This window comes from Celeribacter marinus (assembly GCF_001308265.1).
In the GTDB taxonomy this organism is placed as follows: Bacteria; Pseudomonadota; Alphaproteobacteria; order Rhodobacterales; family Rhodobacteraceae; genus Celeribacter; species Celeribacter marinus.
The window spans coordinates 2155158-2174296 of the sequence record NZ_CP012023.1; the positions used below are offsets into that span (position 1 = coordinate 2155158).

The 19139-nt window shown below is 57.6% G+C and carries 17 protein-coding genes; 7 read left to right on the top strand and 10 right to left on the bottom strand.

Annotated features, from left to right (window positions below; translation table 11 throughout):
* Positions 1–6 precede the first annotated feature (6 nt).
* Positions 7–903: a DMT family transporter gene (locus tag IMCC12053_RS10815; protein WP_062218948.1), complete on the top strand. Its 897-nt coding sequence runs from the start codon at positions 7–9 to the stop codon at positions 901–903.
* Positions 904–1000: 97 nt separating this feature from the next.
* Here the strand turns inward: IMCC12053_RS10815 and IMCC12053_RS10820 are convergent, their stop codons facing one another.
* Complete coding sequence (locus IMCC12053_RS10820; RefSeq protein ID WP_062218950.1) at positions 1001–1738, bottom strand: SDR family oxidoreductase; 738 nt, start codon at positions 1736–1738, stop codon at positions 1001–1003.
* Entirely contained in the window at positions 1738–3510 is a 1773-nt protein-coding gene (locus tag IMCC12053_RS10825) for an IlvD/Edd family dehydratase (protein WP_062218952.1), read from the bottom strand. Before IMCC12053_RS10825 ends, IMCC12053_RS10820 begins: the two co-directional genes overlap by 1 nt.
* Positions 3511–3688: 178 nt before the next feature.
* Here IMCC12053_RS10825 and IMCC12053_RS10830 point away from each other — a divergent pair, with 178 nt between their 5' ends.
* On the top strand, positions 3689–4174 hold the full coding sequence (locus IMCC12053_RS10830; protein ID WP_062218954.1) for a hypothetical protein: 486 nt from the start codon (positions 3689–3691) through the stop codon (positions 4172–4174).
* An 88-nt stretch (positions 4175–4262) separates the two neighbouring features.
* Here the strand turns inward: IMCC12053_RS10830 and IMCC12053_RS10835 are convergent, their stop codons facing one another.
* On the bottom strand, positions 4263–5186 hold the full coding sequence (locus tag IMCC12053_RS10835) for an NAD(P)-dependent oxidoreductase (RefSeq protein ID WP_062218956.1): 924 nt from the start codon (positions 5184–5186) through the stop codon (positions 4263–4265).
* Between the two features lie 24 nt (positions 5187–5210).
* Positions 5211–5972 carry an SDR family oxidoreductase gene (locus IMCC12053_RS10840; RefSeq protein WP_062218958.1) on the bottom strand — a complete coding sequence of 254 codons (762 nt, stop codon included), beginning with the start codon at positions 5970–5972 and terminating at the stop codon, positions 5211–5213.
* Positions 5973–6098: 126 nt separating this feature from the next.
* On the opposite strand from IMCC12053_RS10840, the gene IMCC12053_RS10845 reads away from it, so the two are divergent.
* Genes IMCC12053_RS10845 through denD form a run of 4 tightly spaced genes read left to right on the top strand, consistent with a single transcriptional unit; the run spans position 6099 to position 9866 of the window.
* Positions 6099–7130 carry an L-idonate 5-dehydrogenase gene (locus IMCC12053_RS10845; protein WP_062218960.1) on the top strand — a complete coding sequence of 344 codons (1032 nt, stop codon included), beginning with the start codon at positions 6099–6101 and terminating at the stop codon, positions 7128–7130.
* A complete protein-coding gene (locus IMCC12053_RS10850) occupies positions 7130–7726 on the top strand; it encodes a LysE family translocator (protein ID WP_062218962.1) in 597 nt (198 codons plus the stop codon). The genes IMCC12053_RS10845 and IMCC12053_RS10850 overlap by 1 nt, the downstream gene beginning before the upstream one ends.
* Before the next feature lie 10 nt (positions 7727–7736).
* On the top strand, positions 7737–8888 hold the full coding sequence (locus IMCC12053_RS10855) for a fumarylacetoacetate hydrolase family protein (protein WP_062218964.1): 1152 nt from the start codon (positions 7737–7739) through the stop codon (positions 8886–8888).
* Between the two features lie 12 nt (positions 8889–8900).
* The gene (gene denD, locus IMCC12053_RS10860; protein ID WP_062218966.1) at positions 8901–9866 is read left to right on the top strand and encodes a D-erythronate dehydrogenase; all 966 of its coding nucleotides are present in this window, start codon (positions 8901–8903) and stop codon (positions 9864–9866) included.
* A gap of 54 nt (positions 9867–9920) precedes the next feature.
* Here denD and IMCC12053_RS10865 read toward each other — a convergent pair whose 3' ends face one another.
* The 5 genes from IMCC12053_RS10865 to IMCC12053_RS10885 form a co-directional block, all read right to left on the bottom strand.
* Entirely contained in the window at positions 9921–10703 is a 783-nt protein-coding gene (locus IMCC12053_RS10865; protein WP_074906365.1) for an HpcH/HpaI aldolase family protein, read from the bottom strand.
* A 10-nt stretch (positions 10704–10713) separates the two neighbouring features.
* The gene (locus IMCC12053_RS10870; RefSeq protein WP_062218968.1) at positions 10714–11661 is read right to left on the bottom strand and encodes a 2-hydroxyacid dehydrogenase; all 948 of its coding nucleotides are present in this window, start codon (positions 11659–11661) and stop codon (positions 10714–10716) included.
* A 57-nt stretch (positions 11662–11718) separates the two neighbouring features.
* A complete protein-coding gene (locus IMCC12053_RS10875; RefSeq protein WP_062218970.1) occupies positions 11719–12888 on the bottom strand; it encodes a pyridoxal phosphate-dependent aminotransferase in 1170 nt (389 codons plus the stop codon).
* A gap of 171 nt (positions 12889–13059) precedes the next feature.
* Complete coding sequence (locus tag IMCC12053_RS10880) at positions 13060–14139, bottom strand: cytochrome-c peroxidase (protein ID WP_236852610.1); 1080 nt, start codon at positions 14137–14139, stop codon at positions 13060–13062.
* Between the two features lie 195 nt (positions 14140–14334).
* The gene (locus tag IMCC12053_RS10885; RefSeq protein WP_143090028.1) at positions 14335–15324 is read right to left on the bottom strand and encodes a hypothetical protein; all 990 of its coding nucleotides are present in this window, start codon (positions 15322–15324) and stop codon (positions 14335–14337) included.
* 130 nt (positions 15325–15454) lie between these two features.
* Between IMCC12053_RS10885 and IMCC12053_RS10890 the strand changes: the two genes are divergently transcribed.
* Positions 15455–16372 carry a LysR family transcriptional regulator gene (locus tag IMCC12053_RS10890; RefSeq protein ID WP_062218976.1) on the top strand — a complete coding sequence of 306 codons (918 nt, stop codon included), beginning with the start codon at positions 15455–15457 and terminating at the stop codon, positions 16370–16372.
* Here the strand turns inward: IMCC12053_RS10890 and mprF are convergent.
* Positions 16369–18990, bottom strand: a complete 2622-nt coding sequence (mprF, locus tag IMCC12053_RS10895; RefSeq protein WP_062221222.1) for a bifunctional lysylphosphatidylglycerol flippase/synthetase MprF — start codon at positions 18988–18990, stop codon at positions 16369–16371. The genes IMCC12053_RS10890 and mprF overlap by 4 nt on opposite strands.
* Positions 18991–19139: the final 149 nt, after the last annotated feature.

The following is a 19139-nucleotide window of genomic DNA, read 5'->3' on the forward strand; positions in this document are numbered from 1 at the left end:
TAAGTTATGGCCGTTGCCCGCCCAAGAGAAGAACGCCTGACCGCAGGTGTATTGATCATGATTGCGGCCGTGACCTGTTTTACGGGCATCGACACCTCGGCCAAATGGCTCTCCACCTACGGCTTGCCCGTGATGCAGATTGTATTCGTGCGCTATGCGATGCATTTTGCCCTGTCGGTCGCGTTCTTTGTCCCGCGCGACGGAATATCCGCGTTCAAATCCAACGTGCCCAAAAAGCAGCTGGTGCGGTCTGGGGCCTTAATGGTGGGCACGTTCATGAACTTTTGGGCGCTCAGCTATCTACCGCTGTCGCTCACCGTCTCCATCGCCTTTGCCACGCCGATGGTCGTCACACTCTTGGCGATACCGTTTTTGGGCGAAAAGGTCGGATTGCGCCGTGTTCTGGCCGTTGGGGTCGGGTTCATCGGTGTCTTGATCGTGGTGCAGCCATGGGGCGCGGATTTCCACTGGGCCGTTGTTTTGTCACTGTGCGCGCTATTGTCAGCCTCGTTCTACTACATCATGACGCGGATGATCGCGGGCGAAGAGGCCAATTCCACCATGCAATTGTGGTCGAGCGGATTGGCCACCCTCCTCATGCTCCCCCTCGCGGTGCAACACTGGATCTGGCCAAATGACATTTCGGGATGGATCGTGATGGGCCTCATTGGCACCTTTGGGATGATGGGGCATGTGTTTGTGACAACCGCCAACCGGTTTGCGGATGCCTCGGTCTTGTCGCCGATGATCTATACGCAACTGATATCCGCCACGATTGTGGGCTATCTGGTATTCGGGTCTTTGCCGACGGTTTGGACCCTGGTCGGGGCCTTTATCATCATCGGATCGGGCCTCTACATCTGGAACCGCGAACGTGTGAAAAAGGCGGTCTTGCGGCCTTAGAGCCTCTCACAAAACCCTAGCGCCTCTCACAAAAAAGGGACGGGCCACTGATGTGTGACCCGTCCCTTTCTCGGGAGGTAACTGGTATCGGGCCGCGTTAGCCGCGTCCGATATAAGGCATTTTTGTCGCCATCACGGTCATAAACTGCACATTCACTTCAAGGGGCAAAGTCGCCATCTGAAGTACCGAATTGGCCACATGGTTCACGTCCATCACTGGCTCGATCGCGATCGATCCATCCGCTTGCGGCACGCCTGCGGTCATTTGCGCCGCCATATCGGACATGGCGTTGCCGATATCGATTTGCCCACACGCAATGTCAAACGCGCGCCCGTCGAGCGACAGCGAGCGTGTCAGGCCCGTAATTGCATGTTTGGACGCGGTATAGGGTGCCGAGCCCCAACGCGGCACAGAGGCCGAGATCGACCCGTTGTTGATGATACGCCCACCTTGGGGATTTTGACGGCGCATAATGCCGAATGCGGCGCGTGCCGCGATAAACGAGCCCATGACGTTGATGTTGATGAGGTTGCGAATGTCATCAACATTGGCCTCGTCAATCATTCCGCCAGACATCGACACGCCCGCGTTGTTAAACAGCGCATCGACGCGGCCCCATGTCTGATACGCAGTCTCGAACGCCTCTTCGACTTGGGTCTCGTCCGTGACATCGGCGGGAATGGCCAGTGCATTTTCGTGGCTATCCGCCATTTCTTTGACGGAAGCAGCCGTGCGCCCGACGATGCCAACGCGCCACCCTGCGGCGAGAAATGCGTTTGCAGTCGCTTTACCGATGCCACGCGCACCGCCTGTGATGATGATAGATTTGGTCATTAGTGATTATCCCTTGGAAGGTTCTTGGCCACGCGTTGATACGCTGTGGCGAGTTCGAGACAGCCGCCTTGGGCCAGTTGTCCGACATGCTGTCGGTAGATTTCTTGCCACGGGGTGTGGCTTTCGATGACGGGGGGGGACCACGCCGCTTTGCGGGCCTCCCATTCGGCGGCGTCCACAAGCGCATTCATGGAGGATGTGTTGATATCAAGCCGCACCATGTCGCCCGTATTGAGATAGGCCAATCCGCCGCCCACAATCGCCTCGGGCGAGGCGTTGAGCACGGAGGGGCTTTCGGATGTCCCCGATTGGCGGCCATCGCCAACGGTTGGCATGTGGTTGATCCCTGCACGGATCATCGCGTCAGGCGGCTGCATATTGACCACCTCCGCCGATCCGGGATAGCCGACACAGCCGACATTGCGGATGAACAACATACAGGTCTCGTCGATGTTGAGCGCGGGATCATTGATCCGTTCGTGATAGTCCTCGGGGCCTTCAAACACGATGGCGCGGGCTTCATAAACCCCGTCCTTGAGGAAGCGGTCACGGAAGTCATCGGAGATCACGGATGATTTCATCAAGGCGCTGTCGAACAGGTTGCCCGAAAGCACAAGGAACCCTGCCTTTTCGCGCATCGGTTTGTCATAGGCAAAGATCACGCGGCGGTCTGTGACCTCCACCCCGTCTAGGTTCTCGCCCATGGTTTTGCCCGTGGCTGTCATGACATCTGCGTGCAATTTGCCCGCACCGTTGAGTTCGGCCATCACCGCAGGCACACCGCCCGCGCGGTAAAACGCCTCGCCAAGATATTCGCCCGCAGGCTGCATATTAACGATCAGTGGAATGTCGTAGCCTACGGTTTCCCAGTCTTTGACGTCAAACTCAATGCCCGCATGACGCGCAATGGCCTGTAGGTGCGGCGGCGCGTTAGTGGACCCGCCGATGGCCGAACACACACGGATCGCGTTCTCGAAACTTTCGCGGGTCAAAATGTCCGACGGCTTGAGGTCCGCGTAAGCCATTTCGACAATGCGCTGACCGGTTTTGTACGCCATGCCCATGCGTTCCTGAAACGGCGCAGGGATCGCAGAATTGCCCGTCAGGGTCATGCCAAGCGCTTCGGCCATCGCGTTCATGGTCGAGGCGGTTCCCATGGAATTACAATGGCCAAGCGAGGGCGCAGACGCACAAGCGCGGTCCATAAATTCGTCCCAGCCGATTTTGCCATCCGCCAACAAACGGCGGCTTTCCCAGATCACGGTGCCAGAGCCAACAAGCTTGCCCTTCCAGTGACCGTCAAGCATCGGACCGCCGTTGAGGCCAATCGCGGGGATGTCCATCGTGCAGGCCGCCATGAGTTGCGAGGGCGTGGTTTTGTCACAGCCCGTTGTCATCACCACCGCATCAATCGGGTAGCCGTAGAGCAATTCCACAAGGCCCAGATAGGCCAAGTTACGGTCAAGCGCCGCGGTGGGGCGTTTGGCATTCTCGAATATCGGATGCACAGGGAATTCCATCGGAATACCACCCGCGTCACGAATGCCCGCCTTGATACGGTCCATGAGGAACACGTGGATTTTGTTGCACGGGCTCAGATCGGAGCCGGAATTGGCGATACCGATGATCGGCTTGCCCGCCTGCAATTCCTCGCGCGTGAAGGCCTGATTGAGATAGCGCTCCAGATAGAGCGCGGTCATCCCCGGATTGTTGGGATTGTCGAACCATTCCTGACTGCGGAATTGTTTATTTGCGCGAGTATCGTGCGACATGCGTTCCTCCCCGAAGGCATGAGAATTCAAGACGGCGCAGATCAACGATTCTTGTGTTTACCTGCGCGGTTAAAGATGGTCTGATTTGGTATACCAAGACAAGAAGATTTTGGTATACCAAAATTATTTCCGCCGTTTTCACCCGTTATTGCGTGAAACGGCCCCCTCGGAGAACGCTATGACATACACGACACGCACGACACTGGGACTGGCCGTATGTGCGAGCCTGATCGCCCTGCCCCTTTGGGCCGGTGCCACCCTTGCCGAGATCGACACCTGCATCGAGACCGCCGCGACCAATGGCACGGTTCCAACCGCCTGTGTTGAGCTGGCCCATTCTGAGTGTGTCGAGTTTCCCCAAGACATGGGAGCCTCTGCGGCGCTGTGTTTCACACAGGCCAAGGATATGTGGTCCGAGGGCATCAGCGCCCGCATGGCGCAGGTCAACGCCAGTGCACCGCCCGAAATTGCCGCCATCGCCGGTATCGAAGTGAAATACGACCTGTTGTCCGCCTTGGTACAATGTGACCGCATGGAAGAGCTGAACCAGTTGCGCGAGGGCGTAACGAGCGAGGACGTCTTGCGTCAAAAAACGGCGTGCACCTCAACGGCAAGCGGGCTTGCCTACACCAAACTCACATGGCGCGCGCGCCAGTTGCCATAAAACGGCGCGGGCCTCACAGACGTAATCACAATAAAAGACGGGCCGCAGGAATACCCCTACGGCCCGTTTTGTTTGACAGATGAAAGGCTTAGGCTTTGCCCTTGGCCACTTCGTCGGCCATGTTCAACCCGTTAAGATCGCCCACCACATCCGACAGCGTGATGATGAAATCCTCACCTTTGCCAATCGCTTCGGCATGGGTAAAATAATGCTTGGCCGCAGAGGCCATAACATTCACCGCCCCCGCTTCTGACGCCATCGCATTGAAATAACGCAAGTCTTTGGTCGCATTGGCGATAGAGAACTTGTGAATTTCCGCATCGCGCCCGATGGCATAGGCCATGAACGTGTCAAAGAACCCGTTCGACAGGCGGCTATCGCCGATCACTTTGGCGTACGTATTGGGGGAAATCCCCGCTTTGGTCGCGACCGCCAAAGCCTCGGCATACAAAGACGCGTAGCCCATAGAGGTGAAGTTCATCAGCAGCTTCATCTTATGACCTGCGCCCGTTGGGCCGACATGGTTGATGGTGCCAGCCCAACATTCAATGATGGGCAAAACCCGCGCAAAATCCGCGTCAGGCGCACCGACCATCGCGTCCAATGTGCCCGCCTCGGCCTCTTTGGGGGTGCGCCCCAAGGGCGCGTCGATCATCACGCCGCCCTTCTCGGCCAGAGCCGCCGCCAGCGCCTCCGTCGAGGTCGGATCAGCGGTGGTGGTGTCGATCACGGTCAGGCCCGCGCGCATCCCCGCAAGGATGCCATCGGGACCGTGAAACACCGCCTCGACCTGTGGCGAATTGGACAGGCAGATGTGAATCACATCGCAATTTTCGGCCATTTCGCGCGGCGTTTTTGCCTCCGTGGCCCCCATGCCAACAAGGCTATCGATCGGCGTGCGGTTGCGATTGCCCTTGACCCACAGCGGGTAGCCGCCTTGCAAGATATTCTTGGCCATGCCGTGGCCCATAAAGCCGACGCCGATGAACCCAACGGTTGGTTTGTCTGTCATAGTGATCTCCTCCCAAAGATATGATTACAGGCTCGCGGTGATGCCGCCATCCACGAACAGCGTATGGCCGTTCACAAAAGTAGACGCGGGCGATGACAAGAAGATAGCAGCCCCCACGAGTTCCTCCACCCGTCCCCAGCGACCAGCGGGTGTGCGTTTTTCGAGCCACGCGGAGAAATCCGCATCGGCCACAAGTGCGGCGTTGAGCGGCGTGTCGAAATAGCCCGGCGCGATAGCGTTACAGTTCAACCCGTGCTTGGCCCAATCGGTCGCCATGCCCTTTGTCAGGTTGGTAACGGCGCCCTTGGACGCGGTGTAGGGCGCGATTGAGGGACGCGCGAGGGCGGATTGCACAGATGCGATATTGATGATGCGGCCCGCACCGCGTTTGATCATGTGACGCGCCACGGCTTTGGACACGTAGAACACCGAATTCACATTGGTGCGCATCAGCGTGTCAAAGGCATCGGCGGGGAATTCTTCGAGGGCGGCGCGGTGCTGCATCCCTGCGTTATTCACGAGGATATCAATCGCGCCATGTTCGGCCTCATAGGCGTCAACGGCGGTCAATGCGGCGTCGGCGTCCGTGACGTCAAAGGCAAGCGTATCGACCGTAAACCCCTCACCACGCAGCTTATCTGCCGCCTCTTCTAGGCGCTCGGCGTTACGCGCGTTCAAGACCAAATGCGCCCCCGCCTGCGCCAGACCTTTGGCCAAGGCATAACCGATGCCCATGGATGAGCCTGTGATGAGTGCGCGTTTGCCTGTGAGATCGAATAGCTGCATGGGTCCTCCAAAAATGCACTGCGCGGCCCATTGACAATCAGGGCCGAAATCGCGTTGATATTTTGGTATACCATTTTTGGCGCGTTGCAAATAGCAACGCACATGACTGTCTGGGAGGACACCCCAATGAAGGCGCTTTATGCCCACGGACCCCGCGATTTACAGTTGGGATCGTGCGATATTGATGATCCACAAGCGGGCGAAGTACGCATTAAAATGGCACGCGGCGGCATTTGCGGCTCTGATTTGCACTACTTTTTGCATGGGGGATTCGGCACGGTGCGTTTGCGCGAACCGATGGTTTTGGGTCACGAAGTCTCTGGGCATGTCACCGCAATCGGAGAGGGCGTCGACGGTTTGGCCGTGGGCGATCTGGTCGCCGTATCGCCTTCGCGCCCGTGCGGCGCATGCGAGGAATGCGCACGCGGCAACGCCAATCATTGCGCCAACATGCGCTTTTACGGCTCCGCGATGCCATTTCCCCATATCCAAGGCGCATTTCGCGAAGAGATTGTAGCGATGCAAAGCCAATGCGTGAAAGCCGAGGGACTAACCCCCGCCGAAGCCGCCACAGCCGAACCTTTGGCCGTTGTTTTGCACGCCCTGCACCAAGCGGGCGATCTATTGGGCAAACGCGTGTTGGTGACGGGATGCGGCCCCATCGGGTTGCTCACCATCCTTGCGGCGCGCCGCGCAGGGGCGGCTGATATTATCGCGACAGACATCTCTGACCGTGGACTTGAATTCGCGCGCAACGCGGGTGCGAATGTGACGGTGAACACCATGACCCATGCGGACGGGCTTGCGGTCTATGGCGCGGGCAAAGGCACACTCGATGTGCTGTTTGAATGCTCGGGCGCGCAGGTGGCATTGGCGGGTGCGATCCCCGCGATCCGTCCCAAAGGCGTGATTGTTCAGGTCGGCATGTCGGGCGATATGACCCTGCCGATGCAACAAATCACCGTCAAAGAACTCGCCCTCAAAGGCTCGTTCCGCTTTCATCCCGAATTTGCCACCGCGATTTCCCTGATGCAGCAAAAGCTGATCGACGTGACGCCGCTCATCACCCACAGCTTCCCGCTTGAGCAGTTCCAAGAGGCGTTTGACACCGCAACGGATCGCGAAAAAGCGATGAAAGTGCAACTGGTGTTTGGCTGATGCTGACGTTCGCGGCTGCGGTCTTTTTCCTCATTGTCACGCCCGGCCCCGGTGTTTTATCGGCGGCTGGCGTTGGCTCGGCCTTCGGGTTTCGTCAGGCTACGCGCTACCTGATCGGCCTGTTTATCGGCTCCAACATCGTCGGCGCAGCCGTCATTTCGGGACTGGCGGCTGTGATCCTCGCCAACCCTGCAATCCGCACGGTTCTTATGGCCGCGTCATTGGCCTATCTGTTCTATCTGGCCGCTAAGATCGCGTTCGCGGGTGCCAAAATCGCGTTCATGCAAAGCAAGCGCGGGCCAGGGATCGGCGCGGGGATTATGCTACAAGTCATTAATCCCAAAGCCTACGCCGTGAACACCGCGCTCTTTTCCGGCTTTTCGTTTGCACCCGATAACTACACTTTTGAGGTCGCGATGAAACTCGCCATCATGTACGCAATCTGGCTGCCTATTCACCTTGGGTGGGCCTATGCGGGTGCCTCACTGCATAGGCTCAACCTCTCCACGCGCGCGCAACGCCGTATCAATTATGCCATGGCTGCGGCCATGTTGATGGTTGTCTTGCTCGCGCTTTTCTCAAGCTTTTTCGCATAAAGGAGCCGCCATGCTTCCCCTTTCCAATCATGCCCCCAACGCCACCTTTGTCGGACGTATCTGGCGCGAGGGCACCGGACCGTGTCTTGTTACACTGCGCGGTGATATGGTCGTCGACATCACCTCCAAAACAGCCCCCACCATGCGCGACCTACTCGATATGGATGACCCTGCGGGGTATGTGGCATCGGCACAGGGTGAGGACGTATGCACGCTTGCCGAGTTGTCCGAGCGCTCCGTTGAGAGCGCGGACCAAGATGCGCTCCGCCTGCTTGCGCCCTGCGATTTACAGGCCGTGAAAGCCTGTGGTGTGACCTTTGCCGAAAGCATGGTTGAACGCGTGATCGAAGAGCAAGCGGCGGGAGATCTGGACGCGGCTGCGGCCATCCGCGCCCGTGTGGCCGCGCGCATTGGCGACAGTTTGTCGGGCATTGTCCCCGGCTCGGACAAGGCCATGGAGGTCAAGAAAATCCTGCAAGCCGAAGGGCTTTGGTCACAATACCTCGAAGTGGGCATTGGCCCAGACGCGGAAGTATTCACCAAGGGTCAGCCGCTCTCCTCTGTGGGGTGTGGCGCCTCTGTGGGCCTGCACCCCGTGTCGAAATGGAACAACCCCGAGCCGGAGATCGTTCTGGCCGTGAATGCACGCGGCGAGATCAAGGGGGCAACCCTTGGCAATGACGTGAACCTGCGCGATGTCGAGGGGCGTTCCGCCTTGTTGCTTGGCAAAGCCAAGGACAACAACGCCTCGTGCTCCATCGGTCCATTCGTGCGCCTGTTTGACGCGACCTATTCCATGAGCGATGTAGAGACGGCCGAATTGACATTGAAAGTGACCGGCGAAGACGGGTTTGTGATGGACGGGCATAGCTCCATGACCAAAATCTCGCGCGCGCCCGCCGATCTGGCGCGCCAAACCTGTGGACCGCACCACCAATACCCCGACGGGTTTTTCCTTTTTCTTGGCACGCTCTTCGCGCCGATCAAAGACCGCGATGCCAAAGGGCAAGGGTTCACGCACCACGTGGGCGATGCCGTTGAAATCTCCGAGCCAAATCTTGGCACACTGACCAACACTGTGCGCCTGTCGCCCGATTGTCCGCATTGGACCTTTGGCGCGGGGGCCTTCATGCGCAACCTTGCGGCGCGCGACCTCATCTAAGGGACTGAAAACATGAAAATTTGCATCATCGGTGGCGGCGGTCTCGTCGGCCAGAAGCTCGCAACAGAACTGGCTGCACGCGGCACGCTCAAAGGTCAAACGATCGACACGCTGGTCTTGGCGGATGTGGTTGATCCCGCCCCTATTGCGGCCGATTTCACCGTAGAGCGCGTGACCTGCGATATCACTGATACCGCGTCCGTAGCCAAGTTGGTGGACGCGGATACGGACGTGATTTACCTGCTCGCCGCCATCGTCTCGGGCCAAGCCGAGGAAGAGTTCGAGCTGGGCTATGACATCAACATGTTCGGGATTCGCAACGTGCTTGAACGTGTGCGCGCCCTAGGTCACAAACCCACCGTGGTGTTCACCTCGTCCATCGCCGTATTTGGCGGCGATGTGCCCGACCCGATCACCGACAATTCATACCTCAACCCACAGACGTCCTACGGCGCGCAAAAAGCGATGGGTGAGTTGCTGATCAACGACTATTCGCGCAAAGGTTTTATAGATGGGCGCGCCTTTCGCCTGCCAACGATTTCGGTACGTCCGGGTAAGCCCAACCGTGCAGCCTCCGGTTTTATGTCGTCGATCTTTCGCGAGCCGCTTCAGGGTCAAGAGGCCGTGTGTCCGGTGGGGCGCGATTTCCCGCATTACTACCTCAGCCCGCGCAAGTGCATCGAAAACCTGATCAAAGGTGCCGAAGTGAAGGCCGAGGACATCGGACAAAACCGCGCGATGACCATGCCCGGACGCACTTGGACCATCGGTCAAATGATCGACGCCATGACAGCCGTAACAGGCCCACAGGCGGAAACATTGATCAAGTTCGAAGAGCAGCCCGCCGTTTGGGACATCGTCAAAGGTTGGCGGTTTGATATTCACGCGGACAAGGCACTCTCACTTGGCCTTGAGGCTGACGAGAGCTTTGAGGACAATATCCGTCACTTTATCGCAGACGACAAAGCCGCGCTGTAGCGCGCGGCTTTGATCAAAATCAGACTACAAAATCAAAGGGCTAGGGTGTTTTCCTTAGCCCTTTTTCCATTTTTGAACATCAGACAACCGCGATGTCACCGCCTTTTTCAACAGCAAGCTGTCGATATCAACGGCCGTGAACACGCTGCCCGCCGCCACCGCGAGATCAAGCATGGTTTGATCCACCGACAAAAAGCCCGCCGGTTTTCCCGCCGCGCGAATGCGTTTGAGACCGCTTGTAACCGCCTCAACCACCACCGGATGATCAAGCTGACCCGGATAGCCCATAGAGGCCGCCAGATCCGCAGGACCGATGAAAATCGCGTCGATCCCGTCCACGGCGGCGATGGCCTCCAAATCGTCCAAGGCCTCTTTGGTTTCCACCTGCACCATGAGGCAAATCTCATCACGTGCCTTGGCAAAATAGCCGTCAACCTCGCCAAACAGATTGGCGCGTGTCGCCCCACCCATGCCGCGAATGCCGCGCGGCGGGTACGCCACCGATTGCGCTGCGGCCTCCGCTTCGGCCACATCACGCACGTAGGGCACGAGGATGTTTTGCGCCCCGATATCCAGCACGCGTTTGATCTCGGCGGCGTCCATATGCGTCACGCGCACAACTGGCGCGGTGTTGGACCGTCCCATGGCTTGCATCATCTGCAACACGTTATCCAGATCGCGCGGGGTGTGTTCACAGTCGATCAAAATCCAGTCGTACCCCGTCCCCGCGAGCATCTCGCCAATGTAGGGATCGCGGATTGTGTTCCACAGGCCAACTTGCTGTTGGCCTGCGAGAATGGCACGTTTGAACGGGTTTGCGACACGATCCATCGACATGATGTGGTCCTTAGTTCACGGGGGTTACAAGGGCTTCTCCACCCAAAAACGCCGTAATATTGGCGAGTTGTAGCTCGGCCATTGCACGGCGGGTTTCAACGGTTCCCGACCCTTGGTGCGGCTGAAGATGCACATTGTCGAGTTTGAGAAACCGCGGGTCAATCGTCGGTTCGTCAAGGAACACATCAAGGGCGGCCCCCTCGATGGTTTTGGCCTCAAGCGCGTCTAAAAGCGCCGCCTCATCCACGGTTGTCCCGCGCGAAATGTTGACGACAACGCCGCGTGGGCCAAGAGCCGCAAGCACGTCTTTGCCTACATAATTGCGGGTGGCCTCGCCGCCGACAATCGCAATCACCAGCCAATCAACGGCCTTTGCCATGTCGACCACATCGGCGTGATAGGTCCAGTCCGGTGTCTGTTTTTCAGACCGCGCATGGTAGTGAATGTCCATTTTGAACGCCGCCAAACGATCCGCGATATCGCGGCCAATACGGCCCATGCCGACGATCCCAACCGTGTCGCCCGACATTTTCCGGTTGAGCGGGAGCGCTTTGCCCGTGGCCCATGTGCCGTCCATGACCCATTGGTGACCGGCAACCAGATTGCGCGAGTACGCCAGCATCATACCAACGGTCAGATCGGCCACATCGTCATTGAGCACGTCTGGCGTATTGGTGACCTTGATCCCACGCGCGTCCGCCGCATCGACGTCGATCGCATCATACCCAACCCCGAAATTAGCGATGAGGCCTAGGTTTGGAACGAGGTCCATATTGGCGCCACTAAAGGCATCGTGACCTTTGAATGCCACCGCCTTTACGCTCGCGCGGGTCGCAGAGTCCAACGCGGCCACCTCGGCAAAGGACGCGGCAAAAAGCGCCGCATGAGCGGTTTCAAGGCGGCTGCGCTCTTCGGGTGTGAAGGCCGCGCCAATGATCAGAAGTGATGTATCAGTCATGTGTCATCCTTTCGGAGGGAATGTTCGATTTGTGCAATTATAAGGTCTATTTCGCGGTCAAAGCAGCTTGCGAATGCGCGAAATGGCCTCTTCTATGTTGTCGAGTGAGTTTGCATATGAGAACCGCAGATAGCCCTCTCCCCATGCGCCAAAGCTGGTTCCGGACACGGTCGCGACACCCGCCTCATCGAGAAACCGGTTTTGCGCCTCCATCGACGTCAGGCCCGTGCCCTCGATATTTGGAAAGGCGTAAAACGCGCCCGCCGCATCGGCGCAGCGCACACCCGGCAGGTCGTTGAGCATGGAGACAATCGCCTGACGCCGTTTATCAAACTGCGCCACCATGTCGGTCACCGCATTTTGCGGTCCGGTCAGCGCAGCAAGGCCCGCGTATTGAGCGGAGGCGTTCACGCAAGAATGGTCGTTGATACACAGCCGTGTGACGTGATCCACCGCCGCATCTGGCCAGACGGCATAGCCCAACCGCCACCCTGTCATCGCGTAGGTTTTAGACCATCCATCGAGCACGATCAGACGGTCACGAATTTCGGGATATTGCAGCAAAGACACGTGTTCGCGCCCGCCGTATAGCATCTGGGAATAAATCTCATCAGACAACAACGCGACATGAGGATGATCCATGAGGCCCGCGACGAGTTTGTCGATTTCCTCTTTTGGCGTCACGCCGCCGGTCGGATTTGCAGGACTGTTGATGATGATCAACCGCGTCTTATCCGTGATTTTCGACAAGACATCGTCCGCATCGAACGTAAAGCCGTTCTTTTCCTCGAGCGCGATCGGCACGGGCGTCGCACCAGAGTATTTGATCACGCTTTCGTAGATCGGAAAGCCGGGGTTGGGATACATGATTTCGGTCCCGGGTTGACCAAACATCAGCACCGCAAAGAACATCGTGGGCTTGCCACCAGGCACAACGACCACGTTGTCGGGGTTGACCTCAACACCGTGACGGCGGTTCAAATCGGCGGCCACCGCCTCGCGCAAGACAGGCAAACCGTTTGCGGGTGTGTAGCCGTGATGACCGTCTTTGAGGGCTTTGATCCCCGCCTCGACAATGTGTTCAGGGGTCTGAAAGTCGGGCTGACCGATGCCCAAATTGATAATGTCACGGCCTTGAGCGGCGAGTTTCCCCGCGCGCGCCAAGACCATAAATGCACTCTCGGTTCCCAAACGGGACAGACTATCGGCAAAGATTAAATCGGACATGAAGGCTCCTCCCAGCGCGTCATAGCCCACGCGGTGCGTGAGTCATCTCAATTTTGGTATACCAAATAAAATGCGAAAGAAAGTCTACAGTTCCCGCGAATATGCACAAGGCCCGCGCCGCGTCTGCGCATGTGGTGCGGGCAACCTGCAAACAAGCGGCCACTGTGGGCGCTAGTCGACAAGCAATGGCTCATACCGCGCATCCGTGAGCGTTTTCATAAAGGCCACAAGCGCGTCAATTTCGACGTCTTTCAACGCATCACCCTCTGTCAATTCGGCGGAGGCGAGTGTTTGGGGCACGGGGATCGGGCCAAACTCCTTGCCCGTCTCGGGATTGATCTGACGTGCTGCGGCGTTTGAATTATAGCGATTGTAAAACAACACCACCGTGCGCAGATCCGCGAACACCCCGTTGTGCATATAGGGGCCGGTCACAGCGACATTGCGCAGGGTTGGAACCTTGAACTTCCCAAAATTTTCGGGCGCGGTCGCCAACGGGTTATCGGACAGCCCATTGTCCGATTTGTCCAACTTTACGCCGTTTAGCGCGCGTAAATCGGTGTTATTGGGCACGCCAATGTTGAAATAGTCATAGTTTGAGAATGTCTCGCGCTCCGATCCGGGTCGCATATGAAGCTGATGACACAGGTTACAATTGGTGAATTGTTGCGAAAAGAACAGTGTCTCGCCCAGCAACTCTTCGCGCGTCAACTCGGCTTCACCGCGCACATACCGGTCATATTTGCTATCAAATGGCGCAAAACTATCACGGCGCTCAAAGGCAGCGATTGCGACCGTCATCGCCTGATACCCCGCCTCGACATCATCCAAAACGCCCGCGCCAAATTCACGCTCGAACGCCACGCCGTATTGCACCTTTTCGCGCAAACGCGCGACCACAGACGCCGCATCGGGCATCCCCATTTCTATGGGGTTTAGGGGCGGACCGCCCGCTTGTTGCTCCAACGTTGCGGCGCGCCCATCATGAAATTGACCACCGATCCACCGATCATCTTTGTTCTTATGAAACGCCGGAATAAGGGCGGCATAGGTCACCGTTGGCGCGTTGCGATCGCCCAATGAGACACCATCATCGCCAATCGAGGCCGCTCCACGCGGGTCGGCAAATCCGTGATCGGGATCATGACACGAGGCACATGATTGGGTGCGGTTTTTAGACAAATCCACATCAAAAAACAACGCTTCGCCCAAAGCGTCAAGCGTCTCCAACGATTGCGCCTGAACGGGCATCGCGAGCAGACAGACGACCGCAAAGCGAGAAAAACGAGCAACACGAGACGCGCCAAGACACATGGGAGAACCTAAACATCGAATATTTTAGTCGGGTATAGACCTCTCACATACATTAGCCAACACGCGGCGGTATTGAGCGACATCAAATCCATGTGCGCGAGGGCGCACGAAAAATACATGAGGAGAGGCGGATTACGCGGCTTTGGTCGCTGATGCGGGGCGCAAGTTGCACAATCGTTTAATCTCCAAACGGGCGGCTTGAACCGCCCAGTCCCATTCGTCAGGATCGGTGATCGCATGGGACACACGGTCCCACGCCACATCGTCATGAAAGAGAGCCGAAAGATCCACACCGACCTCATCGGACATTTGCGCGTTGCAAGTACGAAACCCGTCCATGATTTCCTCACGTTGACAGCCTGTGAGCACATCCGCTGACTGGAAAAACGCGGGCCGTGCATGGGCCTCGGCGCGCCGAATGATGTGTTGACGCTCAAATGCCGTGGCGGGGGCGTGCTGATCCAACGCCGTCAAAAACGCCAGTGACGGTGTGCGATTGGCGGTGACGTGACCGCCCTCAATAAGGCCCATAGTCCCTGCCCCGATGTGGTGAAACACATCTTGCACCACATCGTGCCCCCTCAGGTAGGCGCGGTCATACAGATGCGCCGCCCATGTGATCTGGGGCGCGTCCCGCCGCATAGCGCGCAAGAACGCGGCGTAATCGGCCTTTTGGCGGCGCGCATTTATGAACGGCAAATATCCCGCAACCAGTTGGCCCGTCTTGCCGCGTTGTTTGGCGAGGCTTTCCAAAAACAAATCCTGACGGCGAAAGTAAAAGAACGGCTTGAGCCGCACACCATCAATACCCGCGAGAGTCGATATCATTTTGCGCGCATCATGGGTCCCAAACGCGGTTTCGGTTGAAATCAACAGATGACGTTGATGGGTTTGTGCAATCTCGCGGCTCAACTTGGTGCGGATATGCGCATCGTGTCGGTCCTCGCGCAACAAGCGGGTCAAATGGTTGTGGCAAATGCCACGCCGGAACGCTTTGACATAACTCACCCCCGCCGCGCGCAATGTTGCCTCATTGCGCGCCAAAACGGACTGCACGGATGTGGTGCCGGTTTTCTCGGTGCCCAAATGCACAAAAAGGGTTTTAGGATCTGCATGCGTCATAGCCGGTGACGTTAGGGCAAAGGCGTAAACAATCGGTGCAAGCCCCAAAATTAACATACAGCACAGGGATTGACCAAACCTAACACCTGTTGTTAATTTTCTAAACCCGTACTCCAAAGAGAGGTCCGCCGTGCTGACATTGCGACAAATCGAGGTTATCCGCGCCATTATGATGGCCGGCACGGTCAAGGGTGCTGCCGAGTTTTTGGGCGTCTCTGCACCGGGGATCAGCCGCGTGATGAAACACACGGAAAGCCAATTGGGTCTGCGCCTGTTCTCGCGCACGCACGGGCGCTATGTGCCGACACATGAGGCCGCCGATATTTTCAATCAGGTCAGCGGCGTGTTTCGCTCGGTCGAGAACCTTCAGCATTCGATTGCAGCGTTAAAATCGGGCGAGACGAGCACCGTATGTCTTGCCGCTGTGCCCTCAATTGCACAACATGTTTTCCCGAACGCGATCAAACAGTTGCGTGACGATTTCCCCGATCTGAAGCTCAACCTGAATACCATCAAAATCGAGGAAGCGATTGATTATCTTTTGCTTGGGAAAGGCGAGATGGCGGCGCTGAGTTACAAGCTTGATCACCCCGGATTGGTCATGCAACCGCTCTATGCGGGGCGGTTGGTGGCGGTTGTTCCAACCGGTCATCCCCTCGCGGCGCAATCGGTGATTTCGGTGCATGATCTGGCCAAAGATGTGCTGATCAGTATTGATCCCGACGACCCTTATGGTGCTATTTTGGCGGCTCCGTTTTATCAAAATGCCTTGCCGTTCGATCTTTCGATCCAAGCGCGGACAGGCCAGATGGTGGCGGCTTTGGTCGCACAAGGGTTGGGTGTTGCGATATTAGATGAATTGTCCCTTGCCTCGCCCGCGATGCGTGACGGGCTCGCCATACGTCCGATCAAGGAACCCACCACCTTTCGCGCTTACGCCGCCTTTTCCGCCGAGCGTCCACGGTCGATTTTTGCCGAACGGATGCTCGCCCACCTCAAGGCGGAGATGGGTCAGGTCACGGTTATGCGCCCTGCCAATCGTACCTAAATGCGCGCCTCATGCGGTGGGGCTTGGTCTTGAGCAGACTTTGCGCCACGCGAAATGAGCAAGCTGACCTCGTACAAAACACGCGCGGCATCCAACCGACCTGAACTTGCGAGATATTCGGGCGACCAGACGGGATCAAATTTTTGCTTGAACGTGCGCAGCCCCTCAAAGCGGTAAAACTGTTCCCCATGCTCATACAAGAAACTGCCAATCCGGTGCCATGTCGACGCCAAACGGTGGCTTTCAAACCCTGACAGCGGGGCGGCGCCAAGCGAAAACCATGTGAACCCTTGTGCCTTGCCCCACAGTAGCATGTCGGCAAAGAGCGCATCCATGGCCATGCCCGGCCCGCTCGGATCATAGCGCATCAAATCAAGTGAGACTTCGGACTTATCCCCCGTTTGCATCAGGTTCGCAAAGGCCGCAATGCGCCCCGTCTGCGCGTGGCGGATCACCGCCTGATCAAAATTGCCCATGTAATCGGGGTGGAACGCGCCAAGTGAAAACCCTTTTTCCTCGCTCTTTTTGAGGGCCAGCCACGCATCAGAGACCTCGCGCAAGTTGTCCATGACCGGCGCGAGATCCGCCGCTTTTATGACCTCGAACACATAGCCGTCGCGCGCAATACGTGCCTTTGCGTGACGCCAATCCTTGCGCTTTGAGCCCTCAAGAGAGAATGTGGCCAGCTCGACACGGGCGACTTCACCGATTTTGAGCACTTGGAGGCCAAGATCAAGATAGCTCGGCAAATACCGGTCGGATACCGCGTAAAACGCACATCTGCGCCCCATCGCATCCGCCAATTCGCGCAGCTGCCATATCGCGGCGATCCCTGCCTCTTTTGTGCCAACGGGGTCGCCCTTTGCCACGAGGGTATGGCCCGTATCGGCATAGGCGATATAGGCGCAGGCATCGGGGGTTATGATAAACCGTTTGTCGCCACTCAACGATATATTGGCTTCGGCTGCGGTTGCTTGCGCCGTCAGGTGGCGCACCACATCGGGTATCGGGTCAGGTTTAAGGCGCGCAGATTGTCGGCTCAGCAACGAATTGAGCATAAACGCAGACAAGACCACAGCCACGGCGAATGTCGCCCGCAAGAACCGTGACGCGTCACTTTTCCATGCGAATTTCCACCAAAGAGCATCGGAATACTGGACGTTTGAATAGGCGAACATCCCGATCCAACTGATCGCCGCGACAAGCAGGGACACGCTCAATATCCATTTCCAGTTCAGGCGCAGTGTTCCGGTGACGTTGGCGCGGTAAAATGCGCCGCGAAACACCCATAAAACGGCCATAGCCCCGGCCAGAGTTGCGGCTTCCTCCCAGTCAAACCCTTTGAGCAATGATACAACAAAGCCCGTGAGCAACAACGCCATCGCCAGCCCCCACGCGCGAAACATGCGCCGGTACAATCCGCGCGCCACGATCATCAACAGCACCCCACTGACGCTGCCGATCATGTGCGATGTTTCAATGAGCGAGAGCGGAAGGATCTCTTGTAAAAAGCCAAGGCGCGCGGGGTCGGATGGCAAGTTGCCCGAGATCAAAAGAACCGCCCCCGACAGCATCACCAAACCGGCGGTCACAAGGGGGACAATCGGTCCCACCGCCTTGACTATGGTGCGTGAGGTGTCACTGGCTTTTTCGCGATTGGCAACGGCCCACGCGCCCGCAAGTCCGATCACGGCAAACAAGAACGGTAAAACGGTATAGATGAGGCGGTAGATGAGCAAAGCGGCCAATGCGTCAGAGCGACCAGCCGCCCCCAGACCCGCAATCATCGTGGCCTCGAATATCCCCAAGCCCCCCGGTGCGTGGCTCAAAATACCCACCGCAATGGCCGCAACAAACACCACAAAGAACAAAAAGAAGTTCTGGGACAGATCGGCCGGCATCAACACGTAGAGCGTCATGGCGGTCGCCGCCAGATCAATGATCGAGATCGCCGAGAGCGTTGCACCTTGGCGGCCATTTGGCAGCGTCATTTTGAGTTGGCCAAAGCCGATCTGGCGCGGGGTGCGCGCGGTCCACACGAAATAGGTGGCGATGACGGCAAGTATGGCAAACCCGCCCGCCACTTCCATCCGTTTGGACAGATGCAAAACCGCCGCCAAACCATCAGGATGAAACACCATCAACGCCCCGATCAGGGCGAAAAGCCCCAAGAGAAAGGCAAGCCACGATGTTGCAATCAATTTGGCCACGGCACCGATCTTAACCCCGAAGGCGGCATAGACGCGGTAGCGGATCGCCCCGCCCGTCAACCACGACAGCCCCAGCATATTGGAGACGGCCATACTGCTTGCGCCTGTCATCATGGTCACGCCAAGCGGCAAACGCACATCGGAGACACTGCGCATAATGATCACATCATAGAGCGACAGCGCGAGATAGCTGACGCACATCGCGGCGAACGACAGCCCCAAGGTCATGCCAGAATACCCGCGCGCATCACGTTTCACATCGGCCAGATTGGTCCCAAGTGACATACGGTGCAGCACAAACAGCGCCAGCGCCGTAATGAGCAACGGGATCACCACCCGCACCGCAGGGTGTGACACCCACCGCTTTAACGGATGGGGATCGGCAGATACGGGCGTGGCGTTTTTCATGGGTGATCTCGCAAAGGGTCGAACAATACCGGCAACATGTCGGGCGATGCCGCGATCACAGGGCGCAGCCATCACATCCGCGCGTACCATAGACGCGAAATCAAACGACACCACATCAAACTTATATTTTAAAGGACAGTTTTGGGCGT